11 protein-coding genes are annotated in these 16285 nt (G+C 46.4%); 4 read left to right on the forward strand and 7 right to left on the reverse strand.

The window, feature by feature from the left end:
* Positions 1-71: 71 nt before the first annotated feature.
* The 3 genes from JGK20_RS19735 to coaE all read right to left on the reverse strand — a co-directional run bounded on the left by JGK20_RS19735 (position 72) and on the right by coaE (position 1976).
* A complete protein-coding gene (locus tag JGK20_RS19735; protein ID WP_293213332.1) occupies positions 72-308 on the reverse strand; it encodes a hypothetical protein in 237 nt (78 codons plus the stop codon).
* Positions 309-507: 199 nt separating this feature from the next.
* Entirely contained in the window at positions 508-711 is a 204-nt protein-coding gene (locus JGK20_RS19740) for a hypothetical protein (RefSeq protein ID WP_293185738.1), read from the reverse strand.
* A 536-nt stretch (positions 712-1247) separates the two neighbouring features.
* Positions 1248-1976 carry a dephospho-CoA kinase gene (gene coaE, locus JGK20_RS19745; RefSeq protein ID WP_293185739.1) on the reverse strand — a complete coding sequence of 243 codons (729 nt, stop codon included), beginning with the start codon at positions 1974-1976 and terminating at the stop codon, positions 1248-1250.
* A gap of 207 nt (positions 1977-2183) precedes the next feature.
* Here coaE and JGK20_RS19750 point away from each other — a divergent pair, with 207 nt between their 5' ends.
* Both JGK20_RS19750 and JGK20_RS19755 read left to right on the forward strand, forming a co-directional pair.
* Positions 2184-7313 (forward strand): CHAT domain-containing protein, encoded by a 5130-nt coding sequence (locus tag JGK20_RS19750; protein ID WP_293231848.1) that lies wholly within the window; start codon positions 2184-2186, stop codon positions 7311-7313.
* Positions 7297-7479: a hypothetical protein gene (locus JGK20_RS19755; protein ID WP_293226577.1), complete on the forward strand. Its 183-nt coding sequence runs from the start codon at positions 7297-7299 to the stop codon at positions 7477-7479. The genes JGK20_RS19750 and JGK20_RS19755 overlap by 17 nt, the downstream gene beginning before the upstream one ends.
* 396 nt (positions 7480-7875) lie before the next feature.
* Here the strand turns inward: JGK20_RS19755 and JGK20_RS19760 are convergent, their stop codons facing one another.
* The 4 genes from JGK20_RS19760 to cobA all read right to left on the reverse strand — a co-directional run bounded on the left by JGK20_RS19760 (position 7876) and on the right by cobA (position 12636).
* Entirely contained in the window at positions 7876-8508 is a 633-nt protein-coding gene (locus JGK20_RS19760) for a restriction endonuclease subunit R (protein ID WP_293231850.1), read from the reverse strand.
* A 152-nt stretch (positions 8509-8660) separates the two neighbouring features.
* On the reverse strand, positions 8661-9239 hold the full coding sequence (locus tag JGK20_RS19765; protein ID WP_293185745.1) for a Uma2 family endonuclease: 579 nt from the start codon (positions 9237-9239) through the stop codon (positions 8661-8663).
* Positions 9240-9333: 94 nt separating this feature from the next.
* Positions 9334-10521 (reverse strand): tetratricopeptide repeat-containing serine protease family protein, encoded by a 1188-nt coding sequence (locus JGK20_RS19770; RefSeq protein ID WP_293185746.1) that lies wholly within the window; start codon positions 10519-10521, stop codon positions 9334-9336.
* Positions 10522-11067: 546 nt separating this feature from the next.
* The gene (cobA, locus tag JGK20_RS19775; protein WP_293231852.1) at positions 11068-12636 is read right to left on the reverse strand and encodes a uroporphyrinogen-III C-methyltransferase; all 1569 of its coding nucleotides are present in this window, start codon (positions 12634-12636) and stop codon (positions 11068-11070) included.
* A gap of 141 nt (positions 12637-12777) precedes the next feature.
* Here cobA and JGK20_RS19780 point away from each other — a divergent pair, with 141 nt between their 5' ends.
* Both JGK20_RS19780 and JGK20_RS19785 read left to right on the forward strand, forming a co-directional pair.
* Complete coding sequence (locus JGK20_RS19780) at positions 12778-15252, forward strand: methyltransferase domain-containing protein (protein ID WP_293231854.1); 2475 nt, start codon at positions 12778-12780, stop codon at positions 15250-15252.
* 66 nt (positions 15253-15318) lie between these two features.
* Positions 15319-16044, forward strand: a complete 726-nt coding sequence (locus JGK20_RS19785) for a glycosyltransferase family A protein (protein ID WP_293231856.1) — start codon at positions 15319-15321, stop codon at positions 16042-16044.
* Positions 16045-16285: the final 241 nt, after the last annotated feature.

Raw genomic sequence — 16285 nt, forward strand, 5'->3', positions numbered from 1 at the left:
ATATGAATCGATCGTACCATTTTTGATTTTGATTGGGTTGACTGACGGTATCAGCATCAGTCGAGAAAGTCTCAAGACTCAAAAAGTCTGGTTTCTGCGATCGCGTGCGAGTCTCGGCGAGAACATCCCGGAGACGGCGAGGTTCTACACCTTTGTGCATCGTTTTTGGTATCTTTAGCTGCTAATAGCAGTTGTTGCGATTTATTGAACTGATGTTCTGCAATTGAAAAGTTTGCTAGTTTTTGAGGAATCACAAGAGCGCTAACTAATAGCGTACTCAAATAAATTAACTTGATGGTAGTATTCATTGTGTTGTGTTTTTTTTTCAGAGATTTTTGCTCCCCGATCCAACATCGCTTCAGCCAATCTGGAAGTAATTGCGTTTAACTCTTCGTTTAAGAATGCCCTCATTACTTATTTATCTCCCTCGACAGAGTAGGGAAAAATACTCAAAGTAATCGGCCGATTTATTTTGCTTTGTTTAGCAAAAACATCCATTGTTTGGGTTTATCTCCCGCTGCCTCGTTCGGGCAAGGTATCTTTATCGTTATCTGCGTAAAATATCTGAGCGTTGGCTTGGACGGTCATAATTTCGGGAGCAGGTTTGTCTTGAGAGAAAAAGGTCGATCGGGTTTCTAAGCTTTGAGCGTTAACTGCTGTGCTACTCAGTAGCAGGGTTGACATCAGCATGGAAGAGTAAAGGCGCATCATAGAGTTCCGTGTCGTATTTTCTATTTCTTGATACGCAGCCTGTACTCTGCTATCAGGGCAAAAACAGGTAAAAAAAAAATTGAATTGCCGCGAAATCATCAATTGGTAATTGATGACCCATACATTTTTTTGAATTTTAGTCAAACGGGGTAAAACCCCTCGTTTCTCTCACTGTTTCAGTTGTAAGTTCAAGTTACCTACTAATTGCCGAAAACCACCAGCAGTCAAGGCTTCCCATCTTTTTGCGACACTCTTGCAACCAGGAAACGAAACCGTAAGTTATAAATATTTACGAGTCTTCAGATTAACTTCATAATTTATTGATATGGAGATGCAGCCTCGGATTAAAGACACAAAAACACAGTATCCTGGGCGCGGCTTGGGCACTCTATATATTTATATGTTGTTGAATCAGATTCCTGAAATTGTAGATATTTACGAGTTTTCAGATTAACTTCATAATTTATTGATATCGAGATGCAGCTTCGGATCGAAGACAAGCTAATGCCACATCAGAATGTCGCGCGTAACATAGGCTACGATCTGATTTGCGAATCTATGTATAGGAATAGAGAGTCGAGGGTTGACGAGTTATCCAAAACAACATCAGCTTGTTGGCACTTGTTAGCTAGCGGCATCTGGGCGTTAATCCGTGCATTAGCTCGATCGCAACTCAAGCCGTCTCGGTGCATCAGCCGTTGTAACTGCACTTCGGGCGAACAGTACACCACCCAAATTTCGGTACACAAGTCAGTCATGTTAGCTTCAAACAGCAGCGGCACTACCAATACCAAAGTCAACCTGTCAGTCTGGGCGCAGAAACCTGGTTTTTTTTCAACCACACTTGGTTCTAATTCGCGATCGCCTTCCCAAAACCCGCTTTCTTGAGTTTTTGTACCTAATTCATCTGTGTCTGGGGATACCAGATTTAAGGCAGCAATGTAGCTTTGAGTTTCCTCCACTAACCGGCGGCGCACATAAGGGTGAATCTGTTGATCTAACCACTGCCGTTCCGCTGCGTTACAAAAAATAATATTTCCTAACTCGGGGCGGTTTAAATTGCCGTCGGGGAGCAAAATAACGGCGCCGTATCGTTCTACAATAGAGTCTAGTATTGGCGAACCTGGGTGCACAGCTTCGCGGGCGTAAATATCGGCATCTAAAATCGGAAATCCATAGGTATCTGTCAGATAATTAGATATAGCGGTTTTCCCGGTGGCGATGCCCCCAGTTAAGCCGATCGTGCGGACAATTCGATCGCTCATAATTTTCTCTGTTTAAACTCAACGGTGTTTCGACACTTACTGTCCGTATTTGCTATGTTGGTGACACAATTAAAATTAGACTTGAAATTGGGAATTGGCGATCGAGAGTTAGCCTTAGGAATGGTCAGCATGAGGGTGCGATAGACTGTTTTTTACCTAAAATCTCCATTTAAAACTTGAATTCAGGTCTAGATCGAGGCAAATTTTATGAAAGCTCAATCTGCTGTGCGATCGATTCTGGCAGCAATTCCCCTGGCTGGATTTTTGATATTAGATTTTTTCCCCAACCTGGTTTTCTTCAAAGAAGATAGCAGCGGATGGGTGATTGTGGCAATTTATCGCCAATCTCAAATTGCTGCGGCCGAGCCAATTATGGCAGCCCCAGACGGCACCGGAACCACCATCACCACGCCCGGTGCGTCGCCCTCTCGCTACGATATTACAGGTGGCACAAGTTCCAGAGACGGAGCAAATCTGTTCCACAGTTTTACTCGATTTGGTTTAAATTCTGGCGAAACTGCCAATTTCATCTCCAACCCAAACATTAAAAATATCCTCGGCCGCGTTGTCGGCGGCGACGCTTCCTTAATTAACGGTTTAATTCGAGTTACTGGTGGCAATTCTAACTTGTACCTAATGAACCCGGCAGGGATTATTTTTGGCAGTAATGCGCGACTCGACGTGCCCGGGTCTTTTGTGGCTACCACCGCTAGCAGTATCGGTTTTGACAGCGGCTGGTTCAACGGTACGGGGGCGAATAACTACGCGGGCCTAGTGGGAGCACCGAATACTTTTGCTTTTGGCGCACAGCCGGGGAGTATTGTCAATGCCGGTGACTTGGCTGTGGAAAACGGGCAGAGTTTGACTTTGCTGGGCGGTACTGTCATCAGTACGGGGAGACTTTCAGCGCCAGGCGGTCAAATTACGGTGGCGGCTGTCCCGGGCCAAAATCTGGTGCGGTTGAGTCAAAACGGACTTTTGCTGAGTTTAGAAGTTGCTCCGGCTGCGGGAGTGGCTGGTTCGGAAGCTCTGCCGTTTTCTCCTCTGAGTTTGCCAAAGCTACTCTCGGGTTCCGGCGTGGCTAGCGCTACTGGTATAACTACGAACGATCGCGGTGAAGTCGTACTTACGGGCGGCCAAACAGTACCGGCAGGTGCTGGAACTGCGCTGTTATCGGGGGAAGCGGACGTGTCTGCCAGGGGGGGCGCGGGAGGTACTGTCAACGTGTTGGGCGACAAGGTAGGGCTGTTGTCCGCGAAGATTGAGGCGGACGGCCCCGACGGCGGGGGAACGGTGCGGATCGGGGGAGATTACCGAGGCGAGGGAACTGTGCCGAATGCCAGAATGACTTACGTGGATGGCAAAAGTTCGATCGCAGCCAACGCCACTCGATCGGGTAATGGCGGCAGAGTTTTTGTCTGGGCGGACAACACAACAGCATTTTTGGGCCGCATCAGCGCAACGGGCGTTTCTGAATCGAACAGCAGCGGTGTTGGCGGGTTTGTGGAAATTTCGGGGAAGCAAAGATTGATGTTTAACGGTACTGTCGATACTTCCGGGACAAACGGTTTGGGGACTTTGCTGTTCGATCCTGAAAATATTTTAATTACAGATTCCTCAGAAGCTGCGGGGGATGCGGCAGTTATTGCTAACAGTAATATTTTGGCAACACAAACGCCTTCACCAGGGCAGGCAAACAATTCCGATTCTTCCCTGACTATTTCAAGAAGAGCTTTGGAAAGTATTTCGGGGACAACCAATGTGGTTCTCGAAGCCCTGAATGATATTAAAATTGCTGATTTGGCGGATAATAAGTTGAGCTTTGCGGCAACTACTGGATCCGTGACATTGAGAGCAGATGCCGATCGCAATGGTGCGGGTGTTTTTTCGATGAATGCTGGAGATACAATTAGCACTCGCGGAGGCGCGATCGCCCTGGAGGGAAGTCAAATTACTGCGGGCAATTTGTCCAGCAACGGCGGAAATATTAGTTTAATTAGTCCGGGGACAACCGTTGCAGCCAATGTTTCGGCATCGAATTCCAGCGGCGGCACAAGTGGCAATATTTTGCTCGAAGGCCTGAACGTCACAGCCCAAAAACTTGATGCTAGCGGTTCTAAATCGTCGGCAAATGTAACTTTGACGGCTCGGAATATTCTGGGAGTTAGTTCGATCGCCGGTGGTTCGGGAAACATTACTTTAACTGGTAATGAAATTAATTTGAAAGGGGACAAAAATTCGGTCAGCGGGACGGGCTTTTTGGTACTCCAACCTTGGAATCTCGGTCAAAATATTGCGATCGCTGGTTCTGGAGATGTCGGGACTAATACTTATTTGAATCTGACAGCAAACGAGCTCGAAAATTTGCAAAATGGGTTTGCTGGAATTACGATCGGCCGCAGCAACGGTAGCGGTTCGATTCTGATTGCTAATAATTTCACATTTTACGATCCGCTAATTATTCAATCGCCGACGGGTTTGGGAACAATTACGAGCACAAGTTCCCTGACAGGGGCAGACAATGCCTCAATTACTCTGAAAGCTGAGGGCAATATCCGCATCGGAAATATCACTACCAACAATCAGGAAATTCGCATCAATAGCACAACCGGCAATGTGACTACGGCTGCGCTACGCACTGGAAATCCCCCCAGCATCAACACGAATGTCAATTCTGCGAAAGTGCCGCGCACGTCGGGGGGAGATGTGAGCGTTACCGCCGAGGGTACGGTGACTGCTGGCGCGATCGACACTAGGGGCGATCGCGCGGGGAATGTGACGCTGACTGGCCGCGGCGGAGTCACTGTTGGCGCGATCGAAGCTGGCGGCTCGGAAACAGGTGGAAATATTACTCTGACAGGCAACGAAATTGACTTGACGGGCGGCAACAATTCGATCGCCAGCAACGGCAATCTGGTGCTGCAACCAATCGATCCGGCTCAAAATATGACGATCGCCGGTGCTGCTGAGACTGAGGCTTTGAACTTGACTGCTGCGGAATTCAACTCGCTGCGAAACGGGTTTGCTTCAATCGCGATCGGGCGTGCTGACGGTAGCGGCTCGATCGCGATTACTCCAGCAACCACAACGCCCAATTCAACGCCGGCGGTGACATTTCAAGATCCGACGACGATTCGATCGCCCTTGGGATCTGGTGCGATCGTGGGATCTGGTGCGATCGTGGGAACTGATAACGCTAGCATCGCTCTGATGGGCGGTAGTGTGGCAGTGGGAGACGTTACCTCGAATGCAGGGATTAATATCACTAGCAGTCAAGGTAATGTGACTGCTGGTGTTGTGTCATCTCGATCGGCAAATGGGACGGCGGGCAATATCAACATCCGCAGCGCGGGCTCGGTAGTCGTGGGCAATGTCAATGCTTTCGGTGCCTCAAGTGGCGGAGATATCTCGATCGTGGCGCCGGGCCGGATCGTGACAGGGGTGATCAATTCTAGTTCGCAGTCGGGAAGTGCCGGTTCGAGCAAGATTACCGGGCAGAAAGATGTTGAAGTTGTTTCCATCAAAGCTAATGGAAATACGGGCGGCGATGTGGCAATCCAGGCTGGGGGATTGTTCCGGGCTGCTGGAAGCGAAACGACGAGCGATCGCGCCAGCGTGAGCATTTCTACAGACGGACAGGTGCGATCGGGTTCGCTGACGCTGTTGCAAAGCACTTGCCCGTCGGGAAACTGCACAACCACAACTGTTGGGACAGGAAACTCGAACTCGAAGTCGAACGCTACCTCCTCAACTACTGCTACCGCGCCCCTGTTGAGCCTGCCGAGTCCAGCACCAACTACCACTGTGGGATTAAAAAATACAGGCAATTCTCCACAAATTGTCACTCAGACTCCGAGCGTGTCTTCGCCCAAGAGCGGTACCGCAAATGTACCCTCAGGGTCTGCTACTGTGCCTGTTGAGGAACGGTCGAACGAGACTGCTGCCGGCTCTGTTTTGCTGTCGCAGTCGGTGTTAAAAAACAATGTGGGTGCGTCTAGTGCGACAGAAAACGGCGGTGGAGCAACTGCACAAAAACCTGGAAGTGGCAATACAGACAGTATCGCGAGTTTGAGGCTGCCTGAGATTTCTCGATCGACTTCGATCGCGCAAATAAGTCCGATCGACGCAGTGCAGCAAAGGGATAGAGCTCAGGGCCGGGAATTTGAACGTTACTTTGGTGGAAATCTCGATCAAAAGTCAATCACGCAGCAAAGTATCCGAGATACTCTCAGCAGCGTCAATCGCTTGACGGGAGTTAAACCGGCGATCGTTTACGTCTGGGTGAAAGACAAGAATTTAGAACTTGTGTTGTTATTGCCAGACGGCAAAAATGTGTTTAAAAGCGTGCCTGCAAGTCGCGAAACAGTGCTGCAAGTTGCTAAGGAATTCACTAATGCTATCAGAACTCCCAAAACATTGACTGGTTCTGATTACAAGCAACCTGCCCAGCAACTTTACCAGTGGTTAATTGCACCGATGCAAGCGGAATTGGATGCTAACAAAATTGACACCTTGGCGTTTTCGATGGATGCCGGTTTGCGAACTTTGCCTTTAGCTGCTTTGTTTGACGGCAAACAGTTTTTAGTAGAAAAGTATAGTTTGGGGCTGATTCCCAGTTTGAGTTTGACTGATACTCGCTATGCCGATGTTAAGGGTTCGGAAGTTTTGGCGATGGGTGCGTCGAAATTTCCCGAAAAATACGATCAAAATCCTTTACCTGCGGTGCCGCTCGAAATATCAACAATTGTGGGCAAGATTTGGCATGGTGCGTCTTTTCTCAACGAACGTTTTACGCTGGCAAATTTGAAGGAAAAACGCAATCAATCCCAATACAAAATTATTCACTTAGCTACTCACGGCGATTTTCAGCCTGGTGGTGCAGAAAATTCTTACATTCAGTTTTGGGATACTAAATTGCGGTTAAATCAGTTGGAAGAGTTGAAGTTATCTAACCCGCAGGTGGAGTTGTTGGTTTTGAGTGCGTGCACTACGGCGGTGGGAGACGAACAGGCTGAGTTGGGGTTTGCGGGATTGGCGGTACACGCGGGGGTAAAATCGGCTTTGGCGAGTTTGTGGTATGTGTCAGATGCTGGAACTTTGGGGTTGATGACCGAGTTTTACCAGCAGTTGCGGACGGCGCCGATTAAGGCTGAGGCTTTGCGGCAAGCGCAGTTGGCGATGTTGCGCGGGGAAGTGCGGTTGCAGGATGGTTATTTGGTGCGATCGGGCAACAATCAAGCTCTGCCTTTGCCTGCGGAATTGACGGCTAGGGGCGATCGAAATTTGTCGCATCCGTATTATTGGGCCGCTTTTACAATGATTGGTTCGCCTTGGTAATTTTGAAGGAAGAGGGAAGAAGGAAGAAGGAAGAAGGAAGAAGGAAGAAGGAAGAAGGAAGAAGGAAGAAGGAAGAAGGAAGAAGGAAGAAGGAAGAAGGAAGAAGGAAGAAGCCACGAAAAATCCCTATCTACATATCGACAATTTTGCTGGCGACGCACCTTAGGAACGAAAATTTAATAACTTACACTCTTAAAAGTGGGATGGGCGTCCCGCCCGTCCTTTATAGACCAATACGGTTTACTTAACACTATTTATGCCCGGAGATCCCCCTAAATCCCCCTTAAGAAGGGGGACTTTAAGAGCTTCTTGTCCCCCCCTTCCCAAGGGGGGTTAGGGGGGATCTGTCTTAAGTGAACCGTATTGCTTTATAGACGGGCGGGACGCCCATCCCACAATAATTAAAATTGTAAGTTATTTAATTCTCATTCCTTACCACAATGGTACGATCGGGAGCATCTCCGTTTTGCAAAAAGCATTTTTTAAACAGCGGACGCCAGGACGTACTACGAACCTTTTTTGTGATGCTAATCGACCGGACATGATATGATATGACTGATGACTAATTGTTAGCTGCTATCTGACTCAAGCGTTTGAGGATGCGGAGTACATCCTGTAGATTATTGGTGCGATTGCTAATTCCAAATAAATCAGATTTGGCATATCGCGGTGATTCTCCGTTGAGCAACTTGACAAAGATGAAACTGCCTCCTGTAGCAATCATGCCGTAACTCGGGCGATCGCGATTGGGATTGGCCAGCATATAAGCTAAGATTTGCGCCAGCCCCGCTTCAATGGAAAACGAAACTCGTTTCGATTCGATTACCATCAGCCACAATTGGTCTTTTAAAACTAAAGTGTCGAGGCTGCCTTTAATAATCACGCCTTCATCTTCTTCGGAAATTTCGACGGATTTTTCCGGTTTAATGTAAAATGGGTGCAGGTAAAACTCGCCGGTGAACAGTAGTGGAGAGACGATCGACAAACTGATGGTTTTTTCCAGCATCGGCGGATACTCTAGCAAGTTGAAGTAACCCGCTTTAATCTGATCTAGCTGTCGTTTCTGAAACTCTGTGATTTCTGGTAACTCCTCTTGCCATTCCGGGAAAAATTGGTCGTCTGTGACAAGTTGCAGGTTAAAAAGTGTTTTTAATTCTTCTAGCGTGACATTTTTAGCTTGAATAGTTTGAACCATAATTTCCTAGCCTTTATTTTATAGATATTTACAATTTTATCAAATTCCTCTACAACCAAATTGGTTCGTAGTGAGGACTTCAGTCCTTCTTTTTATGAGGACTAAAGTCCTCACTACGAACCGAAGATAGGCGAAGTTATAGTTTAATCTTACTAATTCCAAATTTTTTGTAGATTCAGAACAAATCCCGGCAAAACCTCTTCCCCAGAAAGGGTGAGAGGAGATTGTAAAACTTCAACTGGTTGACCGGGGCGATAAATTTCTACTTCTCGTTTTTTGCGGTTAATCAGCCAACCCAAACGGCAGCCATTTTCCATATATTCTTGCATTTTTGCCTGCGTCTTGTTCAAGCTGTCACTCGGAGAAAGAAACTCGATGACAAAATCAGGACAGAGGGGGATAAATTTGTCTCTTTGTTCGGGTGTCAAAGCTTCCCACCGCGATTTTTCGACCCAGGAGACATCGGGAGAGCGATCGGCTTTACTGGGCAGAGTAAACCCTGTGGAGGAATCAAACACTTCTCCGAGTTCGGTTCGATCGTTCCACGTCCAGATTTGAGCATTCGCTGTTGAGTTGCGTTTCCCTGTTTCTCCTCCGGTTGGCGGCATGACAATTAATTCTCCGTTGGCGTTGCGTTCTAGTTTCAATTCTGGGTGTTCTTCGCACAGTTGGTAGAACTGTTCGGAAGTTAGTTTGACAATGGAATTGAGATTTAAGGTGATAGCAGTCATGATTATTTACCTGCTGTGTATATGAACTAGATTAAGAACTAAAAATGGGATGATTCATTTTTAATTCTTAATTTTTAATTCTTAACTTCTAATTCTACTGCAATTGTTGGATGCGCTTGAGGGCATCTTGATATGCAGTTGTTCTGCCGCCTTGCTTGTAAAGTTCCGCTGCTTTTTGAAAGTCGGCAATTGCTTTGGCTTTGTCTTCTGTCAGGTAAGCTAAAGCTCGGTTGTAGTAGGCGTCGGCAAAACCGGGATTGGCTGCGATCGCACTCGTGTATGCTTGAATAGCGGTTCCACCGCGGGTGGGGTCGGGTTGTGGCAAGCCGGCAGTAATGAAAGTGCGGGCATTGCCGATATTAAAATGCAATTCTGGGCTGTATTTAGGATTGAAAGTGAGTGCTTTGTTGAAATCGGCGATCGCCTCCCAAGCCTCTCCCTGATCTAAGCGCGAAAGCCCTCGAAAATAATAGGCTTGGGCATCTTTTGGGTTAACGGTGGATACCGGGCCGATAGTTGTGGGAGTATTGTCTACTTTCAACTCGGATTTGTTGATTCCCGCCGCCACCAGTTTGGCGATAAAAGTATTAATGGGAACTGCTGCATTAAATCCTGTTTTAATTGGGGCGACTTCCCCGTTACTGATTTGGGCAAAACCGAATTCCCCTTGTCCGTGCAAACCGATGACTCGGGCTTCAGAGTCGAAAACTGGCCCGCCACTCATGCCACTCCAAGTGACGGCTTGATACCGCAAAGTGTAACCTTCCCGGCGATCGCGCGGGCGGCTGGTAACGAGTCCGGGAGACATTTCTGGTTCTCGTTCGGCCCCAAAGAGTCCGCCCGTAGCGGGATAGCCGTAAACGAAGATTTGAGTGCCGATGACGGCTTTGTCAGAATCGGCTAGCGTCGCCACTGGATATTCTTCGGGACTTTCAAATTTGACTACTGCTAAATCCGGATCTGTTGGGGCTGTTTGCAAGCGGGTGACGTTGCTTACTTGATAGTTTTTGCCCGCCGACGTGCGAACGGTGTATTTCACGTCTGCTTTTTCTACGACGTGATTGACTGTTAAAACTGTGTAAGTTTTGCCGTTTTTGGCAATAATTACCCCGGAACCGTCTCCGAGGGAACTATTGATTTGTACTGTCAGCGGCCCGGCGATGCTGGCGACTTCTTGGGGAGTTTTGGCGATCGCCGGTTGGCTGATGACTATGGTTAAGGCTGCGGTGGTTCCTGCTAGCAAGGTGGTTAAGGTGTCATAACGAGAAAAATTCATATTCATGGCTGTTGCTAATTGGTAGTTTGGTATGGGAGTTCGCTGCGGTTGGTGGTTTGGGCTTTTTTGGTTTTTAGTTTGATTAATGTTTTGACGCTATTGGCGATCGGCTTTGTTATTTACTGATAATTTTACTCGCTTTTTTGTTCCGCGATTTCCTATCTAGACATTCAGTTGTAAGGTATGTCAGGCTTGCAATGTCTATAATAAATTAGGCTTGGCCTTTGACGAACCCTACTCACTATGGATGATTCATTGCTATGTGGTAGCTTGTTCGCTAATTGTTGGATGCAAAAGTAGAAGCGGTACGTTGTTGGGCTTTAGCCCTGAAAGAGCGCCCAAGCGCAACTACGTACCTTTGAAAGAGCGCTCAAGCGCAACTACGTACCTTCAAGAGCGCTCAAGCGCAACTACGTACCTTCAAGAGCGCTCAAGCGCAACTACGTACCTTCAAGAGCGCCCAAGCGCAACTACGTACCTTCAAGAGCGCTCAAGCGCAACTACGTACCTTCAAGAGCGCTCAAGCGCAACTACGTACCGCTTCGGGTGCAACTATGTAATTTGATGTTTTGTGGCCCATTGGACGATCGCCTCAGTCAACCCATCTAATGTATATTCTGTCGCTTCTACGTCTAACTTGCCCAATAAATTCTGGCAGCTTTTGGAGGTTTCCGGGCCGATGGATGCGATACAAGCTTTTTCTAGCCAATCCTGAGATAAGGAGAATTCGGGAGTTGTTTCGAGGAGGTGGCAAAAGTTATGTACGGTTTTGGAACTGGCAAAGGTTATGATATCTACGGCTTGATTCTGGAGTGCGGCTAGGGCGATCGGATCGATTGTTTCGGGACAGCAAGATTGGTACGCTGGTACTTCGATTACTTGCGCTCCTTTGGCGGTGAATTCTTTGACTAAAACTTCTCTTCCCCCACTTTCTACTCTGGGAAATAAGATTTTGCAGTTTTGCAAATTGTCGGGGAAGTTTTCGACTAGGGAATCGGCGACAAAGTTGGGTGGAATAAAGTCGGGTTGTAGTGAGTGCGATCGCAAACTTTCTGCTGTCTTTTTCCCAACTACTGCTATTTTAATGCCAAACAAGCTCCGCGCGTCTTTGCCTTTTGCTTGCAATCGTTGAAAAAACCAGTCTACGGCGTTGTGGGAAGTGAGGATTAACCAGTGAAAGCTTGACATTTGCCCGATCGCGCTATCCAACGGTTCCCAACTTGAAGGCGCACCAATTACTAAGGCTGGCATTTCGATCGCGCGGGCACCCAGTTGCTGGAGTCGATCGCTAAATTGACCAGACTGGGAGGCCGCGCGGGTGACTAAAATCGTTTTTCCGGCTAGCGGTTGGCTGTGGTTAGCGGTGACAGGTGTATGGCTCATGTTTGTGCTTTCTGGCCAGATTAAAAATTCGCGCAATCTAACTACTTCCCCAATGACGATGACGCAAGGCGATAGAGATTCACCTGTTGTTTGTTGTACAATGTCGGAGAGCGTGCCGATCCAGATTTGCTGTTCGGGGCGGCCGCAATCTCGGATAATGGCGATCGCAGTTTCGGGCGATCGTCCGTGTTTTTGTAATTGCCAGACTATCTCGCTTAAATTGCGCCCTCCCATCAAGATTACCAGAGTTTCTATCCGCACTAAAGCTTCCCATTCCAGCGCATCCGGTTCGTGGGCGCTCATCACTGCAAAACAGCGGCTCATCACCGGATCTGTGAGGGGAATTCCTGCTAGCAAAGGTGCCGCAAATGCTGACGAGATTCCCGGCACAACTTCAAATTCGCAGCCTGCTATAATTAATGCTTGAATCTCGGAACTGGAGCGACCAAAAATAAATGGATCGCCACTTTTAAGTCTCACTACTTGTTTGCCAAGTTGGCAATGTTCTACCAGCAAACGGTTAATTTCTTGCTGCTGGGTGGAAGGTTTGCCACCGCGTTTCCCTACTTCTATTTTCTGACAAGTGACTGGAATTAATGCGAGTTGCGGGATGTCGATGAGTGCGTCGTAGATTAAGACTTCGGCTTGGGAGAGCAGTTTTTGCGATCGCACTGTCATCAAGTTACAATCTCCGGGCCCCCCACCGACTAGATAAACTTTTCCTTTTGAGTTTTTCATAAGTCATCCTCGATAGTATAATTTAAGGAAGAAGGAAGAAGGAAGAAGGAAGAAGGAAGAAGGAAGAATGAGCAATTATGAAATAACAAATACTAATGCCCAATCCCTCCGCTTCGCTCCGCCCAATGCCCTGTTTGGCCAATGCCCGATGCCCAATCCCCAATCCCCAATCCCCAATCCTTAACCAAAAATCCTATATTTATGCAGATTATCACCATCACGGCCGCCGATGCAAATTACTTTGAACTGGTGCGAGGCACTATTTTATCGGTGCGGGAAAAACCAGAGGGCGCTAATGTGGCGATCGGCTTTTTCGATCTAGGCTGCACTCCCGAACAATTGGAGTGGCTGGAAACACAAGTTAATATTATTCAAAAACCCGATTGGGAGTTCAACTTTCCCGGCAAAAATGAAGCACCTCACTATCTCAAAGGACTTTTAGCTCGTCCGTTTCTGCGCCGTTACTTCCCGAATTTCGACATCTACCTGTGGATAGATGCTGATGCTTGGGTGCAGGATTGGCAAGCTATGGAATTATTCGTAAAAGGCGCGGCAAAACGGGGTTTAGCAGTTGTTCCAGAATTAGATAGAGGCTATTATTTAGCTTATGGCAAATTGCCTTGGTACTGGGAATTTGTTTATCGCGATTATCAAGCAGCTTTTGGGGAAGAAGTTGCCAAACAATTGCACAGCTATCCAACTATCAATGCAGGTATCTTTGCGCTGCACAAAGATGCGCCGCATTGGGAACTTTGGGCGGAATATCTGGATGAGGGATTGCAGCGGCACGTTTCTTTGATGACTGACCAAATAGCGTTAAATCGGCTCGTTTACGGTACTGAAATGTTCGATCGCACAGAGATGCTGCCGGCTGGGTGCAATTGGAGCTGCAACTTCGGTTTGCCCGTCTGGGACAAGCAGCGACGCTGTTTTGTGGAGCCGTATTTGCCGCACGGGGCGATCGGCATTCTGCACATCACAGGTCACAAGCACGACTTGGTAAAATTAGCAACAACCGACGGGAATCAAATAGAAATTAGTCTCCGCTACCAACCGATTCAACCGCCAGTATCCCCACAATTAAAATCAGAAAAAATGACAGTACAACCACCATCTCAAATTCAAAATAATACATTACCTGTCGGAGATTACGTCTCGCCCGAACTAAAAATTATTCTCCCAGATGCGTACTTTCCCAACATGATTGTGGGCGATACTAATACTTGTCCGTGGCCGTATCTGCGCCGGGAAATCAAGCACAATTGGTATGTCGATCGCCGTGCTAGTTCAGTCGGATTTCTCAGTCGCGACGAAGCACACATCCTTTACAATACAGCCCTGCAATTTTCAGGTAAAAAAGCCTTAGAAATCGGCTGCTGGCTGGGTTGGTCTGCTTGTCACTTAGCACTCGCCGGAGTTGAGTTAGATGTCGTCGATCCGCTGTTAGAAAGAGATGATATTAGACAAAGCGTAATAGATTCAATTCAAGGCGCTCTCAATGCGTCTGGCGTGCAAACTTCCGTTGAACTCATACCCGGTTACAGCCCCCAAAGAGTAGAGCAATTAGCAAAGGATTTGAACCGGAAATGGTCGTTAATTTTTATTGACGGAGAACACGAAGGTGATGGGCCGTTAAATGATGCGATCGCCTGCGAAAAATTGGCAGAAGAAGATGCAATAATTTTATTTCACGATTTAGCTGCTCCGGCTGTTGCTAAGGGTTTAGATTACTTGAAACAACAGGGTTGGCAAACGATAGTATATCAAACAATGCAAATTATGGGTGCAGCTTGGCGGGGGAATGTCGAGCCTGTAAAACATCAACCCGATCCTAATATTTATTGGGATTTGCCAGCACATTTGCAGGGTTATGAAATTAGCAGTTTAAACGGTATTGATTCGACCCCATACAGTAAAAAAAATAAACAAAAACAGTCATCTTATACAAGAGATTTCTACGAATTAATAGGAGAAGGAACTCGCAGTTCTGCTATAGAAATTATTCCCCTGCTGTTAGACTTGCTGCAACCAAATTTACCTAAAAGTGTAGTGGATGTGGGCTGCGGTACGGGAAGTTGGTTGGCTGCTTTTCATAAGTTGGGAATTGCTGACTGTTTGGGAATAGATGGCGATTATGTCGATCGCACTCTTTTACAAATTCCTTTAAATCAGTTCCAATCCGCCGATTTAAAGCAACCGCTGCAATTAAAAAGAAAGTTTGACTTAGCAATTTCTCTAGAAGTTGCAGAACATTTACCAGGTACCTGTGCTGAAACCTTTGTTAATTCTCTCACTAAACTAGCACCAGTAATTTTGTTTTCGGCTGCGATACCGTTTCAAGGAGGCGTCGAACACGTTAACGAACAGTGGCCGCAATATTGGGTAAATTATTTTCATACAAAAGGTTTTGCAGTCGTGGATTGCTTGAGGAGAAAAATATGGAACAATGACAAAGTAGAGCCTTGGTACGCTCAGAATATATTTATTTTTGTTAAACAAGAATATTTATCGAGATATCCAATGTTAGAAAGTGAATATCAAAACACGGATTTGAATCAATTAGCGATTGTACATCCCAAGATTTATTTTTATAGCTTGCAAGCTGCTCAAAAGTAAGCCCAAACAGAAAGTTTCAGGCAAATTTCTGCATCCCAGCAATTGGAAAATCGACCGTTGGTATCTGTGATTGTTCCCTGCTACAATCAATCTCATTTTTTGCCACAAGCGGTAACTAGCGCAATTAAGCAAACTTACAAAAATTTGGAAATTATCATTGTCAATGATGGCAGCTTAGATACTACAAGCACAGTTGCCAAAAATTTAATAGCAGCAAATCCCCAGCATAAAATCAGGCTGGTAGAACAAACAAATCAAGGGCTGTCTCTGGCAAGAAATGCGGGAATAGCAGCAGCAAATGGTGAATACATCATGCCTTTGGATGCTGACGATATTTTAGCTGAAAATGCCTTAAATAGTCTTTTAGAAATATGCTTAAAATCTCATGTACCTTGTGTAGCATTTGGTTCTTATCAAATGTTTGGCACAGAAAATCGCATAGTACCGAGTAGCGATTTGTATTCGCCGGAAAACATCAAGCACTCTAACATGATTCACCCGTCTTCACTGTATCACAAATCTATTTTGGATTTAGTGGCAGGTTATAAAATTGGGATGAAAGAAGGTTACGAAGATTGGGAATTTTGGGTCAATTGTCACAGACATAATATCCCATTTTTCGGAACGAAAGAAGTAGTTGTCAATTATCGGCGTTCCCAGGGTTCTATGTTGGAAAAAGCTCAGCAACATCATGAAAAGTTGGTAGCACAAATTGTTTGTTACAACCGGGATATTTATGATATTGAAAACGTGAAGAATGCTGAGAAATTCTTGGAAGCAATCGCAAATTAATCTTTTTTATCTGGTAGGGTGCGTCGCTGCTATATTTTTGATTTTAATTGCAGATTGTCGAGTGCGACGCACTCTACAGTATCTATCGGTGGATTGAAATTGTAATTTCAACCTACATTTTATTTGTAGGGGCGGGTTCGCCAACCATACATAATAATCACCGACAATTAATATAAACCCGCCCCCGCCCCACCGTAAATCTGAATGTACATTAATATTGTTTGTTGGGTGAGGGCGGGTT

Origin of the sequence: Microcoleus sp. PH2017_05_CCC_O_A, assembly GCF_020738785.1 — a bacterium.
Lineage (GTDB): Bacteria > Cyanobacteriota > Cyanobacteriia > Cyanobacteriales > Microcoleaceae > Microcoleus.

Excerpts from the sequence above, each read along its gene's own strand:
- JGK20_RS19740 (WP_293185738.1), bottom strand. The coding sequence starts at position 711 with ATGATGCGCCTTTACTCTTCCATGCTGATGTCAACCCTGCTACTGAGT.
- JGK20_RS19750 (WP_293231848.1), top strand. The coding sequence starts at position 2,184 with ATGAAAGCTCAATCTGCTGTGCGATCGATTCTGGCAGCAATTCCCCTG.
- JGK20_RS19780 (WP_293231854.1), top strand. The coding sequence starts at position 12,778 with ATGCCCGATGCCCAATCCCCAATCCCCAATCCCCAATCCTTAACCAAA.
- JGK20_RS19770 (WP_293185746.1), bottom strand. The coding sequence starts at position 10,521 with ATGAATATGAATTTTTCTCGTTATGACACCTTAACCACCTTGCTAGCA.
- JGK20_RS19765 (WP_293185745.1), bottom strand. The coding sequence starts at position 9,239 with ATGACTGCTATCACCTTAAATCTCAATTCCATTGTCAAACTAACTTCC.
- cobA (WP_293231852.1), bottom strand. The coding sequence starts at position 12,636 with ATGAAAAACTCAAAAGGAAAAGTTTATCTAGTCGGTGGGGGGCCCGGA.
- coaE (WP_293185739.1), bottom strand. The coding sequence starts at position 1,976 with ATGAGCGATCGAATTGTCCGCACGATCGGCTTAACTGGGGGCATCGCC.
- JGK20_RS19735 (WP_293213332.1), bottom strand. The coding sequence starts at position 308 with ATGAATACTACCATCAAGTTAATTTATTTGAGTACGCTATTAGTTAGC.
- JGK20_RS19760 (WP_293231850.1), bottom strand. The coding sequence starts at position 8,508 with ATGGTTCAAACTATTCAAGCTAAAAATGTCACGCTAGAAGAATTAAAA.